This is a genomic window from Halopseudomonas sabulinigri, assembly GCF_900105255.1.
Classification (GTDB): Bacteria; Pseudomonadota; Gammaproteobacteria; order Pseudomonadales; family Pseudomonadaceae; genus Halopseudomonas; species Halopseudomonas sabulinigri.
In genome coordinates this window covers 3102442-3122500 of the sequence record NZ_LT629763.1, presented here as the reverse complement: position 1 = coordinate 3122500, position 20059 = coordinate 3102442, and the positions used below count along the sequence as shown (strand labels likewise).

Below are 20059 nucleotides of genomic sequence, written 5' to 3'. Positions count from 1 at the left end.
GCGCAAGGCCCGAAGGTCCCCTGCTTTCTCCCGTAGGACGTATGCGGTATTAGCGTCCGTTTCCGAACGTTATCCCCCACTACCAGGCAGATTCCTAGGCATTACTCACCCGTCCGCCGCTCTCAAAGGAAGCAAGCTTCCTTCTACCGCTCGACTTGCATGTGTTAGGCCTGCCGCCAGCGTTCAATCTGAGCCATGATCAAACTCTTCAGTTAAATACTGATTGGGTTTTGAAAAAACCCTAAACTAGGCTCAGCTTTACAAAAAACTCTTGAATTCACAGAGTAACTTGCTTGGCTGATAATCTTTCGGATCATCACATCCAGTCAGCAAGCACCCACACGAATTACTTGATTCAAATTGTTAAAGAGCGATTCGGTCAGCGTCTCCGCCTAACCAAGGCCGCGTATTCTACGCTAACCTTCTGTTCCGTCAAGCATTTTTTTGAAGTTTTTAACCGCTTCAAAACCTGCTTGAGCGACCCGCGCCGGCTTCGCCGTTGCGTGTCAGGGAGGCGCATTCTACAGGAGCTAAACCCCTTGTCAACACCTTCCGTCAAACTCGATGAGAGCTTCTCATCAACCTGATTCAGACCTTAACTTCAGCCCCGAATCAGAGCGGCGCATTCTACGCCATCTCGCCAGCCTGTCAACCCTTATTTTCAAGCTAACTTATTGATTAATAAGCGCTTTACTTGGAGCTTCCTGCTCAGCGAGAGGGCGAATTATAGAGACTTCAGCGGGGCCGTCAAGCCTTTTTCAACACAATGCGCGCAAACTTCTTTTTGCCCGCCTGGCAGACGTAGGAAACACCAGGCTTGAACACAAATTCGCGATCCACAACCTCGCCATCCACCTTCACCGAGCCGGCAGCCAGCAGGTCGCGAGCAGCTGCCGCATTCTTTACCATTCCCGCACGATTGAGCACCGCCGAAACCGGAAGATCATCATCAGCATCAATTTCCACATCCGGGAGGTCCGCTGGCAGCTCGCCATCCTTCAGCCGGTTGCCGGCAGAACGATGCGCATTGGCCGCAGCCTCCTCCCCATGAAAGCGCGCGACCAACTCCTCGGCCAACTTGATCTTGATGTCTCGCGGATTGGCCCCGACCCCTACGTCGGAGCGCAACTGGGCGATGTCTTCCATGCTGCGAAAGCTCAGCAGCTCGAAGTAACGCCACATAAGGCTGTCCGGCATGGACACCAGCTTGTTATACATCTCGCCAGGAGCATCATTGATACCTATATAGTTATTCAATGATTTGGACATCTTCTTGACGCCATCCAGGCCTTCAAGAATCGGCATGGTCAACGTAATCTGCGGCTCTTGACCATACTGGCGCTGCAGCTCGCGACCCATCAGTAGATTGAATTTCTGATCGGTACCGCCCAGCTCCACGTCGGCCCGCATGGCGACCGAGTCATACCCTTGTACCAGCGGATAAAGAAACTCATGAATGGCGATCGACTGCCCGCTCTTGTAGCGCTTGTCGAAATCATCACGCTCCAGCATGCGCGCCACGGTGTGGCTGGCAGCCAGCTGGATCATCTCGGCCGAACTCATCTTGTCCATCCAGGTGGAATTGAACATCACCGTGGTCTTGGCCGGATCGAGAATCTTGAAAACCTGCTCTTTATAGGTTTCCGCGTTGGCCGCGACCTGCTCGCGGGTGAGCGGCTGGCGCGTCACGTTCTTGCCCGACGGGTCGCCGATCATGCCGGTGAAATCGCCGATCAGGAACAGCACCTCATGACCCAGCTCCTGAAACTGACGTAGCTTATTGATGAGCACTGTGTGGCCGAGGTGCAAATCCGGCGCGGTCGGATCAAAACCCGCCTTGATTCGCAAAGGTGTGCCGCGCTCAAGCTTGGTGCGCAACTCACTCTCCACCAGAATTTCATCCGCGCCGCGCTTAATCAGCGCCAACTGCTCGTCAACGGGCTTCATAGTTCCAGATATCCTGTGCATGCAAGGGTCAGAGAAAGGGGAAAAATCAGGGGAACAAACCATACAACATTAGCTATCAATTACAAGCTCGGCGGGCAGCTGGGCAAAGGTGGTCGCAACTTTGACGCGGCAAATCTGACAGACGGGTTTGGCAAAGACTTGCCAAGGAGGCTTTTCAATTATAATTTAGCAAGTTAGTCCACTTTATATAGAATTTATTACAAGAGCGCTTATGGGTTCCCAAGATACGAAGTCACCGCGATACCCCAAAAGCCACCTCGTGGCAGCTAGTGGAATCGCCGCAGCGCTGAGCATTTTTCTGCTCGTTATTCCAACCACCGATGTCGAAGCCAAGAAGACTTTTGTTCAACTTGAGCTGCAAGCCCCAGAATCCGCTATCGATCAGGCCTCCGAGCAAGAGTTGGACGCACTGGTCAGCGATACAGTCACACTGACCAAGCCGCTGGATATTGCCAAGCAGGCCACGCAAACCGCTACTGCAGCCCCCTTGCTGCCTGCCGACGCTGCACCTGCTGTAGCAACTGGCCCGCAATGGCATAGCCTGACCGTCAACAGCGGCGACACTCTGTCCGTGCTATTTGAGAAGGCCGGCGTGGGCGTCAGCACCCTGCATGAGGTCATCAATAGCAGCCCCGAGGCCAAGCGCTTCACCCGCCTGAACGTTGGTCAGGTTCTGGAGCTGCAGACCGCCGAAAGCGGCGAACTGCTTGCGATGCGCTCCAAGCTGAATGACCTGGAAACCATCCGTATTGACCACTCCGACGAGGGTTACAGCTTCAGCAAGGACGTTATCGAGCCTGAGGTCAGCGAGCGCTACGTACAAGGCACCATCGACAGCTCACTGTTTCTGGCCGCGCAACGCGCCGGCCTGAACCACAATCTGACCATGCAGATGGCCAGTATCTTTGGTTATGACGTCGACTTTGCCCGCGATATCCGCAAGGGCGACCATTTCGAGGTGCTGTTCGAGGAGCTGCGCGTCGGCGACAAGACGGTCGGTAGCAAAAATATTCTGGCGGCCCGTTTTGTCAACCGCGGCAAAACCTTCACCGCCGTGCGCTATACCGATCAGAACAACTTCACCAGCTACTATCGTGCCGATGGCACCAGCATGCGCAAGGCCTTCATTCGCACGCCGGTCGACTTCGCCCGCATCAGTTCACGCTTCAACCCCGGCCGTCTGCACCCCGTACTCAATCGTATTCGTGCGCACAAGGGTGTGGATTACGCGGCCTCTACCGGTACGCCGATCAAGGCAACCGGCGATGGCCGCGTGGTTTCTGCTGGACGCAAGGGCGGCTATGGCAACGCAGTGGTCATTCAGCACGGCCAGAAGTACCAAACCCTGTATGGCCACATGAGCCGATTCGCGCGCGGCATCACCGCTGGCACCCACGTGACCCAGGGACAGGTCATTGGCTACGTCGGCATGACCGGCCTGGCCACCGGCCCACACCTGCATTACGAGTTCCGCGTAGACGGTCGCCATGTAGACCCACTGGGTGTCAAGCTGCCCGTCGCCGACCCCATTCCCCAGCGCGAGCGCACTGCGTTCCTAGGCATCAGCAACAAGTTGATGGCCAGCATGGATCAAAACCGCACCACACAGATCGCAGCACTGGAGCAGTAAGTGTGCGCTCTCTATGTCGGTATCATGTCAGGCACCAGCCTGGATGGTATCGACATAGCTCTTTCTCGGTTTAATCCAGATCAGCAGCAGGCAGAATGCCTGGATGCCATTTGTCTCGACATCCCCAATGAGCTCAAACAACAACTGCTGAGTCTGTGCGCCAGCGCGGATGACGAACTGGTGCGTGCCGGCCAGGCCGGTAACCACTGGGCCACACTTGCCGCCGCAGGCGTTAACCAATTGCTGCAGCGCAACCAGCTGAATGCGGCCGCCATACGCGCCATCGGCAGTCATGGCCAAACCGTCCGCCATCACCCTGAACTGGGCTTCAGTCTGCAGATCGGCGCGCCTGCCCTGCTGGCTGAACTGACCAACATCAATGTCATCAGCGACTTTCGCAGCCGCGACCTTGCCGCCGGTGGCGAAGGCGCGCCGCTCGTACCGGCGTTTCATGCCTGGCTACTGAGCGATCCGCAACGTACGCGCACGCTGATCAACATCGGCGGCTTTGCCAATCTGACCATCATGCGGCCAGGCAAGCCGCCCGCCGGCTTTGATAGCGGCCCAGGTAACGCTTTGATGGATGCATGGATTCAACAGCACCAAGGCCTGGCCTACGATGACGCGGGCCAATGGGCGCGCCAGGGTAGCGTCGTGCCCGAGCTGCTGCAGCAACTGTTGGCCGACCCGTACTTCGCCCGCCGCGGCCCCAAAAGCACCGGCCGCGAGTACTTCAATCCTCGCTGGCTCGATCAGCAGCTGTCACGCTACGGATCGTCGATACCGGCTGCCGATGTGCAGGCGACCTTGCTCGCACTGACAGCGCATTCGATCGCCGATAGCGTCAGGCTTACTGCGAGCGACAGCGCGGCGGTATACCTCTGTGGTGGTGGCGCGCGCAATACTTTGCTGCTCGACCAGCTGGATCAGCTGTTACCCGAGCAACAGGTAGCTACAACGCAGGCGCTGGGCGCAGATCCTGACTGGATGGAGGCGATGGCCTTTGCCTGGCTGGCGTGGCGTTTCGACGAGCGTTTGGCGGGCAACTTGCCGAGCGTGACCGGCGCACGGGGTGAGCGCGTGCTCGGTGCGCTCTACCCCGCCTGACGGGTAGCACGACAAAGAGAGTTAGATCGAGAAAGACGAACCGCAGCCGCAGGTTGTCGCGGCGTTGGGATTATTGATAACAAAACGCGAGCCTTCAAGGCCTTCCTGGTAGTCCACTTCGGAGCCAGCCAAATACTGAAAGCTCATCGGATCGACGATCAGCTTGACGCCGTCTCGCTCGACAATGGTGTCATCCTCGGCCAATTCATCGTCGAAGGTGAAGCCATACTGGAAACCCGAGCAGCCACCACCTGTAACGAATACACGCAGACTGAGCCGGTCGTTACCCTCTTCTTCAATCAGGTTACGTACCTTGCTTACGGCGTTATCACTAAAAACCAGCGGGGTGGGAACATAGACTTCAGCGGTAGACATACAACCTCCAGCAGCAGGTGCCGCAGCACAACAATGCTGCCATTATCCTTTTTCCCGAGTCTTTTGGTCAACTATTGTCAGGCACAGCCAACAGGTCCTGGTCGAGCGGCAGCTGTGCTGTAGCTTCATCCAGATAATTCAGTTGCCCACTGATCTGTGCGCCCATCACCATTTCCATAAAACGGTAGTGCAAATCGCCGCTAATCCGTGCCTTGGCATCCAGCTCCAAATGCTCAAGCGCGTGGACATCGCCGGTCACCTGGCCGTTGATCAGCACATGCGGCGCGCGAATAACACCTTCTACGTAACCGTGTTCACTGACGCGCACCAGCCCTTCGTCCGCTTCAATGTTGCCGATGACCCGGCCATCAATCTGCACAGCACCCGTGAAACGCATGTCTCCGGTAATCTGCGCATCCTGGGCGATGATCGTGGTTTTGCCACCGAACTGACTGATGTCCGCTTTTTTATGCTTATCCGATCCCCACATCAGGGTATTGCTCCTGTGACTGTCCAATCAAAAACCTGCTCGACGACGGGTTTGCCCTCCTGACTGGCAACAACCTTGACCTGTTGTGGCACGAAGCCCTCGGGCAAGGTCAACCGGGCCTGCTCGCTGCTGGCCGGCACCACCTGAAAATAGCGAAAATCAACTGCCAGCGTGCTGGCATCGCCGGTCAGCTGATCCAGCGTCAAACTGCTCGCCTCGCCAGCCTGCTCGCCCATTACCGTCAGCTGCAAGTCAGCCTGCACGGTATCACTCTCGTTACCCACGCGGCTGACCATGACTTTATAGCGGAAAACGTTGGCAACTTCTGTGGCATGCAACTCAAAGGCCTGAATTCGGATACCCGGATCCATCGCACTGGGTGCGAGCACCCCCTGGTATTGCGCCAGGCTCTGCTGCACCTTGAACAGCTGCGCTTCCAACTCGTGCACGGTTTCGCGCCCTTCGACCGCCGCATCCCGCGCTACCAGCAAATCCACTTCCAACTGGTGATAGCGCTGCCGCCAGTCTTCGACTTCCTTGACCAATTGGCCCTGACGCTCAATCAGCGCCTGGCGCTCCAGCTCGTGCGGCTGTTGAGCACGCATAGCTGCTTCCCACCCTTGCCAGGCGCTCACCGGAACCAAGATCAACAACAGGATAACCACGCCGCGCTTCCAGCGCCGAAACGCCTTCGAGTCCCGCGGGTGAATGGTGACGCTGTGTTCCCGCAGGGCGCGCCGCCGTTTGAAGTCAATCATCAGGGCATCAGGGCCGGGTGCGCCAACCCTGCACGCTCATCAAGCCCAAAGAGAATATTCATATTCTGCACCGCCTGCCCGGAGGCACCCTTGACCAGATTGTCGATTACTGACAGCACCACGACCTTGTCACCACCTTGCGGGCGATGTACGGCAATCCGGCAAACATTGGCGCCGCGCACGCTGCGCGTTTCGGGGTGACTCCCAGCCGGCATCACATCAACAAAGGGCTCGTCGGCATAGCGCGCTTCAAACAGCGCCTGCAGGTCGACACTGGTATCGGCAACCGTCGCGTACAGCGATGAGTGGATGCCGCGAATCATGGGCGTCAAATGCGGCACAAAGGTCAGCCCAACCGGCTGGCCCGCTGCCAACTGCAGGCCCTGACGAATCTCCGGCAGATGCCGGTGACCGGCCACCGCGTAGGCCTTCATGCTTTCCGTTGCCTCACAAAACAGTGATGGCACGCTGGCGCCACGCCCGGCACCACTGACGCCTGACTTGCAGTCGGCAATCAGGTGCGCCGGATCAGCCAGGCCGGACTCCAGCAGCGGCAGGAAGCCCAGTTGAGTCGCCGTGGGGTAGCAGCCCGGCACGGCAATCAGCCGGGCGGACTTGATGGCGGCGCGATTGACCTCGGGCAAGCCGTAGACCGCCTCGCCCAGCAGCTCGGGTGCACCGTGCGGCTGGTTGTACCACTTGCTCCATTCATCCGGGTCACGCAGCCGAAAATCCGCTGACAGATCGATAATCTTCACCCCGGTCAGCAAAAGCTCAGCCGCCAGCGAATGTGCAACCCCGTGCGGGGTGGCAAAAAACACCACATCACAGGCACCCAGCAACTGCACGTCGGGCACGCTGAAACGCAGGTTGTCGTAATGACCGCGCAGGTTCGGGTACATGTCGGCAACGCTGACACCTTCCTCGGATCGCGAAGTAATGACCTCGACATGCGCCTCGGGATGCTGGGCCAGCAGCCGCAGCAGCTCTACCCCGGTATAACCGGTTCCGCCTACAATGCCTACTTTGATCATCATTACTTCCTGAATACGGTTGAATGGTGTTTGAATGACTCGCCTCGCGCTGTCGGTAAAACGACGTGCGCTGCGGCACCCTATGATAAAAGCGCTGACAGAAATTACCAGCGCGGGGACCCAATCCCGACAGGAGCCTCTCGTGTACCTCTGGATCAAGGCCTTTCACATCATGGCCGTTATCACCTGGTTTGCCGGCCTGTTCTATCTGCCCAGACTGTTCGTCTATCACGCCCAAGCTGAAGACGAGCTCAGCCGTGAGCGCTTCAAGGTAATGGAGCGCAAGCTGCTGCGCGGCATCATGAACCCCTCCATGGTGGTCGCGCTATTGCTTGGCGCCTGGATGCTCTACCTCTCCCCCGGCTGGCTGAGCCAGGGCTGGATGCACGCCAAATTGACACTGGTCGCACTGCTGGTGGTCTACCACCACCTGTGCGGTCGTATTCGTACGCGCTTCGCCGCCGACGCCAATACGCACTCGCACGTATTCTATCGCTGGTTCAATGAAGCGCCCGTGCTGGCCCTGGTAGGCATCGTGCTGCTGGTGGTGCTCAAGCCATTCTGAACCGGCTAGTCAGCGCGCACCGCACGCTCAGCCGCCCAGGCGCGCAGCGCGCTTAGCTTCTCCGCCATGACCACGGACAGCGGCGAAGTTTCGCTCAGCGCCCTGAGTACATGGGCATCGCCCACGGACTGCTCACTGGCGGCGGCACTGTATACCGCGCTGACCACCGCCTGCTCTATCTCCGCACCAGAGAAGCCGTCGCTGGCCTGCGCCAGCGCCAGCAGATCAAAGGACTCGGCAGCCAGCTCGCGCTTGGCCAGATGAATGCGAAAAATGTCTGCACGCACCTCTACTGCCGGCAGGTCGACAAAAAACAATTCGTCGATACGCCCTTTGCGAATCAACTCCGGCGGCAGCTGCGAAACGTCGTTGGAGGTGGCCACCAGAAAGACCCGTGATCGCCGCTCGGCCATCCAGGTCAGCAACGTGCCCAGCAGGCGCCGCGACACGCCCTGCTCACCGCCATCCGGCGCCAGCCCCTTTTCGATCTCATCGATCCACAGCACACAGGGCTGCAGGGCATCGGCCAACTGCAGCGCGTCACGCAGGTTCTTTTCGGTTTCACCAATGTACTTGTTGTACAGCCCGGCGACATCCAGACGCAGCAGCGGCAGCCCCCAGAGCCCGGCCACCGCTTTGGCCGCGAGACTCTTGCCCGCGCCCTGCACGCCGACCAGCAGTACACCGCGGGGAATATCTTTAATGCTTGTGTTGCCGCTGAAGGCGCTTTCCCGTTCGGTCAGCCAGCGTTTGAGCTGCGCCAGGCCACCCACGTCAGCAAAGTGCGCCGTTTCCTGCTCGTAGCTCAGCACGCCCTGCATATCGAGCAGTTCGAACTTGGCCTTGTTCAGCGTTGGCAAATCTTCCTGGGTAATCGCGCCGTCATCCACGATCAGGTTGCGCGCTAACCGACGAGCCTCTTCGTGCGTGGTGCCGCGCAGGTTGCGCACCACCTGCTGCAGCGTCTGATTGTCGGTGCGTACCCGTTCACCCCGATTCTGCTCGCTCCAGCGTGTGGCTTCTTCTCGCACGATGGCCGCCAGCTGTTCGTCAGACGGCATACTCAGACTGATACGCGCTGCCAGCCGGCTCAACTCGGCTGGCAGCGGCAGCGCATGGCTGACCAGAATCAAGGTAGGTGCCGCCGCCTCACTGGCCATGGCCAGGCTCTTCAACAGGCGCACGATGCGCGGCGAATCGAGAAAGGGGTGCAGGTCGCAGAACACATATAGCGCAGGTTCGCCCGCGCGGCGCACCTGCTCGAGCGCGGCTTCGGCGTCGCGGGTATCGGTCTCTGCGTCCATGTCCGTGCCAAAGCCCAGGCGGCTGAGACCGTCGATGTGATTCCAGGTGTACCAGGTCTGCGCGCGGCGCACCGCCAGGGTGCCGATGGTTTGCAGCACCCGTGCCTCTTCCCAGGACTCGATCACCACCAGACGAACACGCGAGTCCAGCACCAGTGCCAAATCATGAATATCGTTTTTCAAACGCACACTCCCTTGCTGCTTTTTCCACTCTGCGCGCCGCTGCCGCAGGGCGAACTAGTGTCATTCTATTGCGCTGCCGTTACACTGAGGCCATCGTATCCGGGCCTACCGGCATCATAATGCATCGCAAGGAGCTCAGTGTGGACTGCCTGTTCTGCAAGATCATCGACGGCAAGATTCCGTCCAAGAAGATATACGAAGACGAGCAGTGTTTCGCCTTCCATGACATCAATCCGCAAGCCCCGGTGCATTTTCTGGTTATCCCGAAGAAGCACATCGCGACCCTGAATGATCTGACCGCCGAAGACAGCGCCACCGTCGGCCACCTGGTATTCACCGCTCAGAAGCTGGCGAACGAGTTGGGCTGTGAAGCAGGCTTTCGTACCGTATTCAATTGCAACGAACAGGGCGGCCAGACGGTCTACCATATTCACCTGCACGTACTGGGGCAGCGGCAGATGAGCTGGCCGCCGGGCTAAGCCGCGCACCGATCGCCACTTTACCCAGGCCCTGACCGCTACTGTGAACTCGCCGACGAGGGACAGCATATGAGTACATCACGCCATTACAGTTTTATCGACCGCCTGCTGAACCAGGCTGATCAGTCACTGCGCACGCTGATTCCGGGCGCAGCGCAGCCAAATCGACCATCACCGGCCCAGCACCTGGCCAATGTGCCCATGGACGAGGAAGAGCGCCAGCACATCGCCGGCCTGATGCGTATCAACCACACCGGCGAAGTCTGCGCCCAGGCGCTGTATCAGGGTCAGGCGCTGACTGCCAAACTGCCGGATGTGCGCGAGAAGATGGAGCACGCGGCGGCCGAAGAGATCGACCACCTGGCCTGGTGCGAGCAACGCTTGACCGAACTGAACAGCGGCACCAGCGTGTTCAATCCGCTGTTCTACGGTATGTCGTTCGGCATTGGGGCCGCCGCCGGCCTCATCAGCGATCGCATCAGCCTGGGCTTTGTCGCTGCCACCGAGCAACTGGTGGAACGTCACCTTGATGACCACCTGCTGCAGCTGCCGGAGGAGGACATCAAGTCACGGGCGATTCTGGAGCAGATGCGCGAAGATGAAATCGAGCACGGCAATCAGGCATTGGAGGCAGGGGGCGCGGTATTTCCGGCGCCGGTCAAGCAGGCCATGACCCTGTTATCCAAGGTCATGACCAAGGCAGCTTACAAAGCCTGATTTACTGCACGGCGGGTATCTGGCGCCTTGACATGGAAAACGCCAAACAACATGACCAGCGCGAACTGCGTGAGTGGTTCGCCGATCTTCTTCAGTTGCTTGCCGACCAGCGCCCACTCCAGCAGGTGAATCAGCAATATCGCCAGCGCCAGCCAGTTGAGGCGCTGCGGGTCGGGCACCTGCACCAGACCAAGCAGGCTGAGGATAACCACCAGCCAGAACGCCAGAGTCACTAACTTACCGATAAGAAATACCACGCGCATATTCTTGTTCCTGTCCTTGGGTGATGGCCGCTGCCACACAGCGGCCTACCTGCGTCATGGTATTACCTGCGGCGCATAACAGAAGGGCCTGCGTCGCCACTCATCAAACTGAACGTGCCAACTACCGCCGTGTGCGCCAGCGCTTTCAGTCGATCTCGACTATTTCGTAGTCGTGGGTTACCTCAACGCCGGCCCGCCCCATCAGAATCGATGCCGAGCAGTATTTTTCGGCCGACAGCTCTACCGCGCGTTTGACGTGGGCTTCCTTCAGGTTTTTGCCGGTAACCACAAAACGCAGGTGGATCTTGGTAAAGACCTTGGGCTCGCTATCAGCACGCTCGGCATCCAGCAAGGTATGCACATCGCGAATATCCTGCCGCGCTTTCTTCAGAATACTGACTACGTCGTAGCTGGCGCAGCCACCGAGGCCAACCAATACGGTTTCCATCGGGCGAATACCCATATTGCGGCCACCAGACTCCTCGGGACCGTCCATCACCACCGTGTGGCCACTGCCGGACTCGCCCAGAAACATGACGCCGTCTACCCACTTGATATGCGCTTTCATCTATTGGCCCCGCCACTCGTTTGTCTCAGAGGAGGCGCAGAATACCACAGCCGGCAGGTGGCATACTGCCGCACTGGCCATAGCCGCAAAAACTGGACATAATCCCGTTTGGTCTCAAGCTTGAGGCTGACACGGATGCCCCGCATCTTCGGTTTGCGCGACTACGGCCAGGACACATTTAATGGTTTCGATCACCCTGACACCTAAAATAAAAAATCTAGATGCATTCCTTGCTCATTGTCACCGCCGCCGCTTTGCCGCGCGCAGCACAGTCATTCACGCCGGTGACCAATCCGACAGTCTGTTCTACATAATCAAAGGCTCGGTCACCATTCTGATCGAAGATGATCAGGGCCGCGAAATGATCATCGCCTACCTCAATCAGGGCGATTTTTTTGGCGAGATGGGCCTGTTCGACATGACCCCCGCGACCCACGACCGTACTGCCTGGGTGCGCGCCAAAACCGAATGCGAAGTTGCCGAAATCACCTACGCCAAATTCCGCGAACTGAACCAGCGCGACCCCGAGCTGTTGTACGCTGTGGGCAAGCAGATGGCCGAGCGCCTGCATGCGACCACACGCAAGGTCGGCGACCTGGCCTTTCTGGACGTCACCGGTCGTGTTGCCGGCACCTTGCTCGATCTTTGCAAGCAACCCGATGCCATGACCCACCCTGATGGCATGCAGATCAAGATCACCCGCCAGGAGATCGGCCGCATCGTTGGCTGTTCACGTGAAATGGTCGGCCGGGTGCTCAAGAGCCTGGAAGAACAGGGCCTGATCGAAGTCAAAGGCAAAACCATGGTGGTCTACGGCACCCGCTAACCTCACGTTCTTTTCTGCAGACCGGGACAAGGTGCCCGGTGCCAGCCTCTGCGCTTGCGTCCTCGGCAGTCGCCGCCCGCCTCATGTACAATTCAGCGACCACGGTTTCTGATAATAATGAGGTGAACATGGGCTTGAATAACGATTGGATGCAACGTGACATTTCGGTGTTGTGGCACCCCTGCACCCAGATGAAAGACCATGAGCACATGCCGGTGATTCCGGTGCAGCGCGGCGAGGGTATCTGGCTGCATGATTTTGAAGGCAACCGTTATATGGATGCCGTCAGCTCCTGGTGGGTCAACATCTTCGGCCACGCCAACCCCTATATAAACCAGCGCATCAAGGATCAGCTCGACACCCTGGAGCACGTAATTCTGGCCGGCTTCAGCCATCCGCCGGTGATCGAGTTGTCCGAACGCCTGGTGAAAATGACACCGGCGCCGCTAACCCGCTGCTTTTATGCCGACAACGGCTCATCCTGCATCGAAGTGGCGCTAAAAATGAGCTTCCATTACTGGCTCAACATCGGCAAGCCCGAGAAAAAGCGCTTCATCACCCTGTCCAACAGTTACCACGGCGAGACCCTGGCCGCCCTCGCCGTCGGCGACGTGGCGCTGTACAAGGAAACCTATCAGCCGCTGCTGATGGACGTGATCACCGTACCCTCACCCGACTGCTACGACCGCGAAGAGGGCGAAAGCTGGGAAGCGCACAGCCGCAAGATGTTTGCCCACATGGAGCGCGCGCTGGAGCAGAACCACACCGAGGTCGCCGCCGTTATTGTTGAGCCGCTGATTCAGTGCGCCGGTGGCATGCGCATGTATCACCCGGTCTACCTCAAGCTGCTGCGTGAGGCTTGCGACCGCTACGGCGTGCACCTGATTCACGATGAAATTGCCGTCGGCTTCGGCCGCACCGGCAGCCTGTTCGCCTGTGAGCAGGCCGAGATCGCGCCGGACTTTCTCTGCCTGTCCAAGGCGCTGACCGCTGGCTACCTGCCGATGGCGGTGTGTATGACCAACGACAAGATCTACCAGGCGTTCTACGACGACTACGAAAGCATGCGCGCCTTCCTACATTCGCACAGCTACACCGGCAACCCGCTGGCCTGCGCCGCGGCGCTGGCAACCCTCGATCTGCTGGAGCGCGACAACGTAATCGAGGCCAACAAGGCGCTGTCGGCGCACATGGCCAAGGCCACTGCGCATTTTGTGGATCATCCGCATGTTGCCGAAGTGCGCCAGACCGGCATGGTACTGGCCATCGAGATGGTCAAGAACAAGGCCACCAAGGAAGCCTATCCCTGGCAGGAACGGCGTGGCATCCGTGTCTATCAGCACGCACTGAAGAACGAGGCCATGTTGCGCCCGCTCGGCAGCGTGGTGTATTTCATGCCGCCCTACGTGATCACCCCGGACCAGATCGACCATCTTGCCAGCGTTGCCTGGGAAGGTATTCAACTGGCAACGCGGGACTGAGCCAATGCGCGTTTCCCGCTTCTACCTCGACACACCGCTCAATGAAGGTGAGCAGACACTGACCGGTGACGTTGCGCATTACATCGGCCGCGTGCTGCGCCTGGGGCCGGGCGCCAAAGTGCAGATATTCAACGGCAGCGGTCAGGAATGGCCGGGCGAAGTCATGGCGGCGGGCAAGCGCGAGGTGCTGATCAAACTGCAGGCGGCGATTGCCGGCCTGCCCGAATCGCCCCTGCAGACTCACTTGGGTCAAGCGATGTCGCGCGGCGAGCGCATGGACTGGGCGATCCAAAAGGCGGTGGAGCTGGGCGTCAACCAGATCACCCCGCTGTTTACCGAACGCTGCGAGGTCAAGCTGCAGGGTGAGCGCGCCGACAAGCGCCAGGCACACTGGCAACAGGTGGCAGTGAGCGCCTGCGAGCAGTGCGGCCGCAGTGTGGTGCCCGCCATCAACCCGCCGACCAGTCTGCACGACTGGCTGCCGGCACTGACGTCTGACCTCAAACTGGTACTGCACCACCGTACCGACCAGGATCTGGACCAGTTGCCCAAGCCCGGTTCGCTGGCCCTGCTGATTGGCCCCGAAGGTGGCCTGAGCGCCGACGAGATTCACCTGGCTGAAACCAGCGGCTTCGTGGCCGCCCGCTTTGGCCCGCGCGTACTGCGTACCGAAACCGCCCCGGTAGTCGCCTTGAGCATGGCGCAACAACGCTGGGGCGACTTCTAGCCTGCGGCTTCTAGCTCAGAGCGCAACGCTGCCGATTGACCACACCCCCACCCTTGGGTAATGTTCAGCCGTTTTATCCACGCCGCAGACGAGGTAGCGCATGGCCCGCAAAAAAACCACCGTGGACTTTGAACAGTCATTGGGCGAGCTGCAACAGTTGGTCGAGCGACTGGAAAGCGGCGAGCTCAGCCTTGAAGAGTCTCTTAGCGCCTTCGAACAAGGTGTCGTACTCACCCGCGACTGCCAGCAGGCGCTCAGGCAGGCCGAGCAGAAAGTGCAGCAGTTGGTCGAGAAAAACGGCGAGCTGAGCACCGAACCCTTCGACGGCGCCGCTGAATGAGCGAGTTTGCTGCCTACCTTGAGGCCTGCCAGACGCGTATCAACGGCTTTTTGCTGAGCCAACTGGATACCCCGCAACTTCGCCTTGAGCGCCTGTATGCCGCCATGCGCTACAGCGTCGTCAACGGTGGCAAGCGTGTACGTCCACTGCTGTGCTACGCCAGCTGCGAAGCCCTCGGCGGCGACCCCGCTGCAGCCAACCCCGCCGCCGGCGCGGTTGAACTGGTGCATGCCTACTCGCTGATTCACGACGATCTGCCGGCCATGGACGACGACGACCTGCGCCGTGGCCAGCCCACCTGCCACCGCGCCTTCGACGAAGCCACCGCCATTCTTGCCGGCGACGCCCTGCAGGCGCTGGCCTTCGACTGGCTGAGCACGCTGGGTGACTGGCAGCCGGCGACTCGCCTGCAGATGGTACAGACCTTGGCCCGTGCTGCCGGCCCCCAGGGCATGGTGGGTGGCCAAGCCATCGACCTGGGCGCCGTCGGCGAGAAGATTGATCTGGCCACGCTGGAGCTGATGCATCGGCACAAGACCGGCGCGCTGATCAGCGCCAGCATTCAGCTGGGTGCCCTGGCCAGCGAACGCGCCAGTGCCGATCAACTGCAAACCCTGGCCGTGTATGCCGACTGCATTGGCCTGGCCTTTCAGGTGCAGGACGACATACTCGACATCGAAAGCGAGACCAGTGTTCTGGGCAAGCGTCAGGGCGCCGATATCGCGCGCGACAAACCCACCTACCCGGCTCTGCTGGGGCTTGAAGGTGCGCACCGACTGGCCGACCAGCTGCGCGATCAAGCCGTCGCCGCACTGCAGCCACTGGGCGCCGCGGCCGTCCACCTGCAGCAACTCGCCGACTACATAGTGCAACGCCGTTTTTAAACAACCCTGCTAACTGTTGGGCTATCGGGGTGCATCGGTTAAACTGCGCACTTGTTTTCCTGCCATTGCCAATGGCATTCAGAGCCTTGTTTGATGCCCAGCACTTTCCACGAAATACCGCACCAACGCCCCAGCACCCCCCTGCTGGACAGTCTTGACGACACCGCGCAACTGCGCGAGCTGGACGAAAGCCGTCTGCCTGAACTGGCCGATGAGTTGCGGCTGTTTCTGCTCTGGAGCGTAGGCCAGACCGGCGGGCACTTTGGCGCGGGCCTGGGGGTTATCGAGCTGACCATCGCGCTGCACTATGTTTACGCCACCCCGGAGGACCGCCTGGTCTGGGATGTAGGCCACCAGGCTTACCCGCACAAGATTCTTACCGGTCGCCGCGAACAGATGGCCAGCCTGCGCCAGAAAGATGGCCTGGCCGCCTTCCCTCGCCGCGTAGAAAGCCCTTACGACACCTTTGGCGTTGGTCACTCCAGCACCTCGATCAGCGCCGCGCTGGGCATGGCGATTGCGGCCAACCTGCAGGGACTGGATCGCCGCACGGTCGCAGTCATCGGCGACGGCGCCTTGACTGCCGGCATGGCCTTTGAGGCGCTGAACCACGCCAGCGACGCCCAGGCCAACATGCTGGTAGTACTGAACGACAATGACATGTCGATCTCGCGCAACGTCGGCGGGCTGTCCAATTATCTGGCCAAGATTCTTTCCAGCCGCACCTACTCGCACATGCGTGAGGGCAGCAAGAAGGTGCTGTCGAAACTGCCGCAGGCCTGGGAACTGGCACGCAAGACCGAAGAGCACGCCAAGGGCATGCTGGTGCCGGGCACCCTGTTTGAAGAGCTGGGCTGGAATTACATCGGCCCGATCAACGGCCACGACCTGCCCGCCCTGGTAAAAACCCTGAAGAACATGCGTGAACTCAAGGGCCCGCAATTTCTCCACGTAGTCACGCAAAAAGGCAAAGGCTTCTCGCCCGCCGAGGCCGACCCGATTGGCTACCACGCGATTACCAAGCTGGAACCCAAGCCCGCCGCGGCCACCGGCGCCAGCAAGCCAAAATTCTCGAATATCTTCGGTCAGTGGTTGTGCGACATGGCCGCGCAGGACGCGCGCTTGATCGGCATCACCCCGGCGATGAAGGAAGGTTCCGACCTGATCGCCTTCGCCGAGCAGTATCCCAACCGCTACTTTGATGTTGCCATTGCCGAGCAACACGCCGTGACGCTGGCCGCCGGCATGGCCTGCGAAGGCGCCAAGCCGGTGGTGGCGATTTACTCGACCTTTCTGCAACGCGCCTACGATCAGGTTGTACACGATGTAGCCGTACAGAACCTAGATGTGCTCTTTGCTATCGACCGCGCGGGGCTGGTGGGTGAGGACGGCCCGACCCACGCCGGTAGTTTCGACCTGTCGTTCCTGCGCTGCCTGCCGAACATGGTAATCATGGCACCAGCCGATGAGAACGAAACCCGGCAGATGCTCAGCACCGGCTTTCTGCACAACGGGCCAGCGGCCGTGCGCTACCCGCGCGGTACCGGGCCGGGCACCCCCATTGACCCGGCGCTCGACACCCTGCCGATCGGCAAGGGCGTGGTCACCCGTGCGGGCCAGGAGGTGGCCATTCTCTGCTTCGGCACTCTGCATCAGCAGGCGCTCAAGGCAGCCGAAGCGTTGAATGCCAGTGTGGCCAACATGCGTTTCGTGAAGCCGCTGGATACCGCCCTGATCGCCGAGTTGAGCGCTACTCACAAGCTGCTGGTTACCCTGGAAGAGAACACTGTCATGGGCGGCGCCGGCAGTGCCGTCAATGAATGGCTGCTGGCCGAGGGGATAGCTACCCCGGTGCTCAACCTGGGGCTGCCCGATGTTTTTGTCGAGCACGCCAAACCCGCACAGATGCTGGCCGAATGTGGACTGGAAGCCGCTGGCATCGAAGCCGCCATTCGCCAGCGCCTGAGCACCCTCCCCGAGCCTGATCAAGGGCTTGACCCCACCGACTGAAAGCCCTAGAGTCCCGCTCCAATTCTTGGTACTCGCACTGGGTGCCTGATCCGCCACGCGGATCGGGTGAAACGGGAAGTCGGTTCAAGTCCGACGCTGCCCCCGCAACGGTAAGGAATCGCAGGTCCACCTGCAGCTGCTGTCAAGCAAGCCACTGTGCACCGCACGGGAAGGCGACCGCAGTCAGATTCTAAGCCCGGAGACCGGCCCACTGCGCTAAGTTGCTGCGCCCCTGCGCCACGACTTTACTGCTGAGGTGTCGCGGAGGGCGTCACCGGTCGGCGTGGTCGTCCGCTGCCCGGACCCCTCCTGACTCCCCGCCCTCCTCAAAAGCCGTACTTTTGGGGATTCTGAATGAACAAGTCACTCTTTCTGCTGCCCGCGCTGCTGGCCAGCGCCATCGCCCAGGCCAACGAGGCCGTGGACCTGCCCGATACCATAGTGACCGCCTCGCGGCAGGCAGAGTCCGCCAGCGACAGCTCAGCCGCCACCACCGTGTTTACCCGTGACGACATTGATCGCCTGCAACCTGCCAGCGTCGCCGACCTGCTGCGCCGCGTTCCCGGCATGTCGATCACCACAACCGGTGGCATCGGTAGTCTGACCAGCCTGTCGCTGCGCGGTACCAGCGCCACCCAAAGTCTGGTGATGATTGACGGCCAGCGGATCGGCAGCGCCTCTGCAGGCCAAGCCAGTCTTGAATTCATCAACGTTGATCAGATCGAGCGTATCGAAGTTGTCCGCGGCCCGCGCTCGGCGCTCTATGGCTCAGACGCCATTGGCGGTGTCATTCAGATTTTCACCCGCCAGGGCAGTGATGGCCTGAACCCTCGCATCAAGCTTGGCGTCGGTAGCAACCAGACCTACACCCGTGAGTTGGGCTTGTCGGGCGGAAACGGTCAGACCCGTTTCAACCTCGGCGCCAGCCTGAATGAAACCGCCGGCATCGACCGCACTCGCCACAACGCCGACGGTGATCAGGACCGAGACGGTTATCGCAACCGCGCCTACAACGCCAGTTTCGCGCACAACTTCACCGACGATCTGGAAGTCGGCATCCGCGTACTGGAGCAAAGCGGTAATACCGAGTACGACCTGTTCGGCAACCCGGAAGACGATTTCCGCCTCAGCACCGTGGCAACCCACCTGCAATGGCAGGTCAACGATGTGTGGCGTACCCGTGTCGAGGCCGGCCATGCCGAAGACAAGCGCGACAGCAACTACGACTTTTTTGCCTTCGCCTACAATACCTACCGCGACTCCGCCAGCTGGCTGAACAACCTGCAATTGGGCGAGCGCAACACCCTGCAGGCCGGGCTGGATTGGTATGAAGACCGCCTGAACAGCACCTCGGCATTCAACCAGACCGAACGTTACAATCAGGCCGCGTTTGTGCAGCATCGCTACGATGCCGAGCGGTTCAGCACCGACTTCGGCTGGCGCCATGACGACAACGAGCAGTTCGGCCACGAAAACACCTTCAATGCCGCGCTAACGGTGCCGCTCGACACTAATCAGCAAGTGATTGCGTCCTATGGCGAAGGTTTCCGCGCACCCACCTTCAACGACCTGTACACCGCCTTCGGCGCCAATCCAGACTTGCAGCCCGAGAAATCCAAAAGCTACGAACTGCAATGGCGTGGCCAGTGGGACGATACCCAGTTGCAGGCAGCCGCCTATCGTACCGACATCGAAGACCTGATCCTGCTGGACCCTTTCTTTGTCGCGCAGAACATCAGCAGCGCTCGCATTCACGGCCTGGAGTTAAGTGCCGGCACTACAGTGCTGGAATGGAGTACGCTGGTTTCCGCCACCTGGCTCGACCCACGCGACCGCGAAAGCGGCAAGCAACTGCCGCGCCGGCCGAAACGTCTGCTGAGTATTGATACCGACCGTCAGTTCGGCGTTGTCGGCCTGGGCTTCAGCCTGGTTGCCAACAGCACCCGTTACAACGACCTGGATAACACCCAGAAGCTTTCCGGCTTCGGCACCGTAGAAGCGCGCGCCAACTGGTTGATGAGCGATGCGCTACGCTGGGACCTGAAAATCGGCAATGCCTTCGACAAGGACTACCGTCTGGCCAATTACAACTACAACGGCCAGACCTACGCCTACCAGAACGAAGGGCTGACCGGCAATCTGGCACTGACCTGGACGCCTCAGTTCTAAGCACTGCCTGAACGACAGCCTGGATGGCTTGACCCGTCCAGGCTGGCTTTTATCCCCCCACAACGCTGCCACCCACCTCTACGCAACCGCAAAACCAGATCACAGCTTGTCGCTTGTCCCTTGCGGCGTGGCGCTGCGTTTAAGGCATAATGCGCCTTTGCCCAGACCGGACCCGATTCCC

The 20059-nt window shown here is 59.8% G+C and carries 20 protein-coding genes, 1 rRNA gene and 1 riboswitch (1 of these 22 cut by a window edge); of the genes, 12 read left to right on the top strand and 9 right to left on the bottom strand.

Annotated elements, in window-relative coordinates:
* Together BLU26_RS14255 and tyrS are read right to left on the bottom strand one after the other, a co-directional pair.
* A 16S ribosomal RNA gene (locus BLU26_RS14255) occupies positions 1 to 215 on the bottom strand; it reaches 1322 nt to the left of the window's first position.
* Positions 216 to 747: 532 nt separating this feature from the next.
* The gene (gene tyrS / locus BLU26_RS14250) at positions 748 to 1947 is read right to left on the bottom strand and encodes a tyrosine--tRNA ligase (protein WP_092287546.1); all 1200 of its coding nucleotides are present in this window, start codon (positions 1945 to 1947) and stop codon (positions 748 to 750) included.
* 232 nt (positions 1948 to 2179) lie between these two features.
* On the opposite strand from tyrS, the gene BLU26_RS14245 reads away from it, so the two are divergent.
* Complete coding sequence (locus BLU26_RS14245) at positions 2180 to 3598, top strand: peptidoglycan DD-metalloendopeptidase family protein (protein WP_092287545.1); 1419 nt, start codon at positions 2180 to 2182, stop codon at positions 3596 to 3598.
* A 24-nt stretch (positions 3599 to 3622) separates the two neighbouring features.
* A complete protein-coding gene (locus tag BLU26_RS14240) occupies positions 3623 to 4705 on the top strand; it encodes an anhydro-N-acetylmuramic acid kinase (RefSeq protein ID WP_092288504.1) in 1083 nt (360 codons plus the stop codon).
* A gap of 21 nt (positions 4706 to 4726) precedes the next feature.
* Here BLU26_RS14240 and erpA read toward each other — a convergent pair whose 3' ends face one another.
* From erpA to argC, 4 genes are all read right to left on the bottom strand, one after another.
* The gene (gene erpA / locus BLU26_RS14235; protein ID WP_092287544.1) at positions 4727 to 5080 is read right to left on the bottom strand and encodes an iron-sulfur cluster insertion protein ErpA; all 354 of its coding nucleotides are present in this window, start codon (positions 5078 to 5080) and stop codon (positions 4727 to 4729) included.
* A 67-nt stretch (positions 5081 to 5147) separates the two neighbouring features.
* A complete protein-coding gene (locus BLU26_RS14230) occupies positions 5148 to 5570 on the bottom strand; it encodes a bactofilin family protein (protein ID WP_092287543.1) in 423 nt (140 codons plus the stop codon).
* Positions 5570 to 6328: a DUF6776 family protein gene (locus tag BLU26_RS14225; protein ID WP_092287542.1), complete on the bottom strand. Its 759-nt coding sequence runs from the start codon at positions 6326 to 6328 to the stop codon at positions 5570 to 5572. The genes BLU26_RS14230 and BLU26_RS14225 overlap by 1 nt, the downstream gene beginning before the upstream one ends.
* Positions 6328 to 7362 (bottom strand): N-acetyl-gamma-glutamyl-phosphate reductase, encoded by a 1035-nt coding sequence (argC, locus tag BLU26_RS14220; RefSeq protein ID WP_092287541.1) that lies wholly within the window; start codon positions 7360 to 7362, stop codon positions 6328 to 6330. The genes BLU26_RS14225 and argC overlap by 1 nt, the downstream gene beginning before the upstream one ends.
* 82 nt (positions 7363 to 7444) lie before the next feature.
* On the opposite strand from argC, the gene hemJ reads away from it, so the two are divergent.
* Positions 7445 to 7927: a protoporphyrinogen oxidase HemJ gene (gene hemJ / locus BLU26_RS14215; RefSeq protein WP_092288503.1), complete on the top strand. Its 483-nt coding sequence runs from the start codon at positions 7445 to 7447 to the stop codon at positions 7925 to 7927.
* A gap of 5 nt (positions 7928 to 7932) precedes the next feature.
* Here the strand turns inward: hemJ and BLU26_RS14210 are convergent, their stop codons facing one another.
* Entirely contained in the window at positions 7933 to 9414 is a 1482-nt protein-coding gene (locus BLU26_RS14210; protein WP_092288502.1) for an AAA family ATPase, read from the bottom strand.
* A gap of 140 nt (positions 9415 to 9554) precedes the next feature.
* Here BLU26_RS14210 and BLU26_RS14205 point away from each other — a divergent pair, with 140 nt between their 5' ends.
* Both BLU26_RS14205 and coq7 read left to right on the top strand, forming a co-directional pair.
* Positions 9555 to 9893, top strand: coding sequence for a histidine triad nucleotide-binding protein (locus BLU26_RS14205; protein WP_092288501.1), 339 nt, complete (start codon positions 9555 to 9557; stop codon positions 9891 to 9893).
* A gap of 69 nt (positions 9894 to 9962) precedes the next feature.
* Complete coding sequence (coq7, locus tag BLU26_RS14200) at positions 9963 to 10610, top strand: 2-polyprenyl-3-methyl-6-methoxy-1,4-benzoquinone monooxygenase (protein WP_092287540.1); 648 nt, start codon at positions 9963 to 9965, stop codon at positions 10608 to 10610.
* Here coq7 and BLU26_RS14195 read toward each other — a convergent pair.
* Positions 10598 to 10873, bottom strand: coding sequence for a DUF1145 domain-containing protein (locus BLU26_RS14195; protein WP_092287539.1), 276 nt, complete (start codon positions 10871 to 10873; stop codon positions 10598 to 10600). The genes coq7 and BLU26_RS14195 overlap by 13 nt on opposite strands.
* Before the next feature lie 145 nt (positions 10874 to 11018).
* Positions 11019 to 11441: an OsmC family protein gene (locus BLU26_RS14190; RefSeq protein ID WP_092287538.1), complete on the bottom strand. Its 423-nt coding sequence runs from the start codon at positions 11439 to 11441 to the stop codon at positions 11019 to 11021.
* 181 nt (positions 11442 to 11622) lie between these two features.
* Between BLU26_RS14190 and crp the strand changes: the two genes are divergently transcribed.
* From crp to BLU26_RS14155, 7 genes are all read left to right on the top strand, one after another.
* On the top strand, positions 11623 to 12267 hold the full coding sequence (crp, locus tag BLU26_RS14185) for a cAMP-activated global transcriptional regulator CRP (RefSeq protein WP_092287537.1): 645 nt from the start codon (positions 11623 to 11625) through the stop codon (positions 12265 to 12267).
* Between the two features lie 128 nt (positions 12268 to 12395).
* A complete protein-coding gene (locus BLU26_RS14180) occupies positions 12396 to 13748 on the top strand; it encodes an adenosylmethionine--8-amino-7-oxononanoate transaminase (protein WP_092287536.1) in 1353 nt (450 codons plus the stop codon).
* Positions 13749 to 13752: 4 nt separating this feature from the next.
* Complete coding sequence (locus BLU26_RS14175; RefSeq protein WP_092287535.1) at positions 13753 to 14475, top strand: 16S rRNA (uracil(1498)-N(3))-methyltransferase; 723 nt, start codon at positions 13753 to 13755, stop codon at positions 14473 to 14475.
* Positions 14476 to 14575: 100 nt separating this feature from the next.
* Positions 14576 to 14815 (top strand): exodeoxyribonuclease VII small subunit, encoded by a 240-nt coding sequence (locus tag BLU26_RS14170; RefSeq protein ID WP_092287534.1) that lies wholly within the window; start codon positions 14576 to 14578, stop codon positions 14813 to 14815.
* Positions 14812 to 15699 carry a polyprenyl synthetase family protein gene (locus BLU26_RS14165; RefSeq protein ID WP_092287533.1) on the top strand — a complete coding sequence of 296 codons (888 nt, stop codon included), beginning with the start codon at positions 14812 to 14814 and terminating at the stop codon, positions 15697 to 15699. Before BLU26_RS14170 ends, BLU26_RS14165 begins: the two co-directional genes overlap by 4 nt.
* Positions 15700 to 15792: 93 nt before the next feature.
* Positions 15793 to 17709: a 1-deoxy-D-xylulose-5-phosphate synthase gene (gene dxs, locus BLU26_RS14160; protein WP_092287532.1), complete on the top strand. Its 1917-nt coding sequence runs from the start codon at positions 15793 to 15795 to the stop codon at positions 17707 to 17709.
* A gap of 22 nt (positions 17710 to 17731) precedes the next feature.
* A riboswitch (cobalamin riboswitch) is annotated at positions 17732 to 17935 on the top strand.
* A 128-nt stretch (positions 17936 to 18063) separates the two neighbouring features.
* Positions 18064 to 19878, top strand: coding sequence for a TonB-dependent receptor domain-containing protein (locus BLU26_RS14155; protein WP_092287531.1), 1815 nt, complete (start codon positions 18064 to 18066; stop codon positions 19876 to 19878).
* Positions 19879 to 20059: the final 181 nt, after the last annotated feature.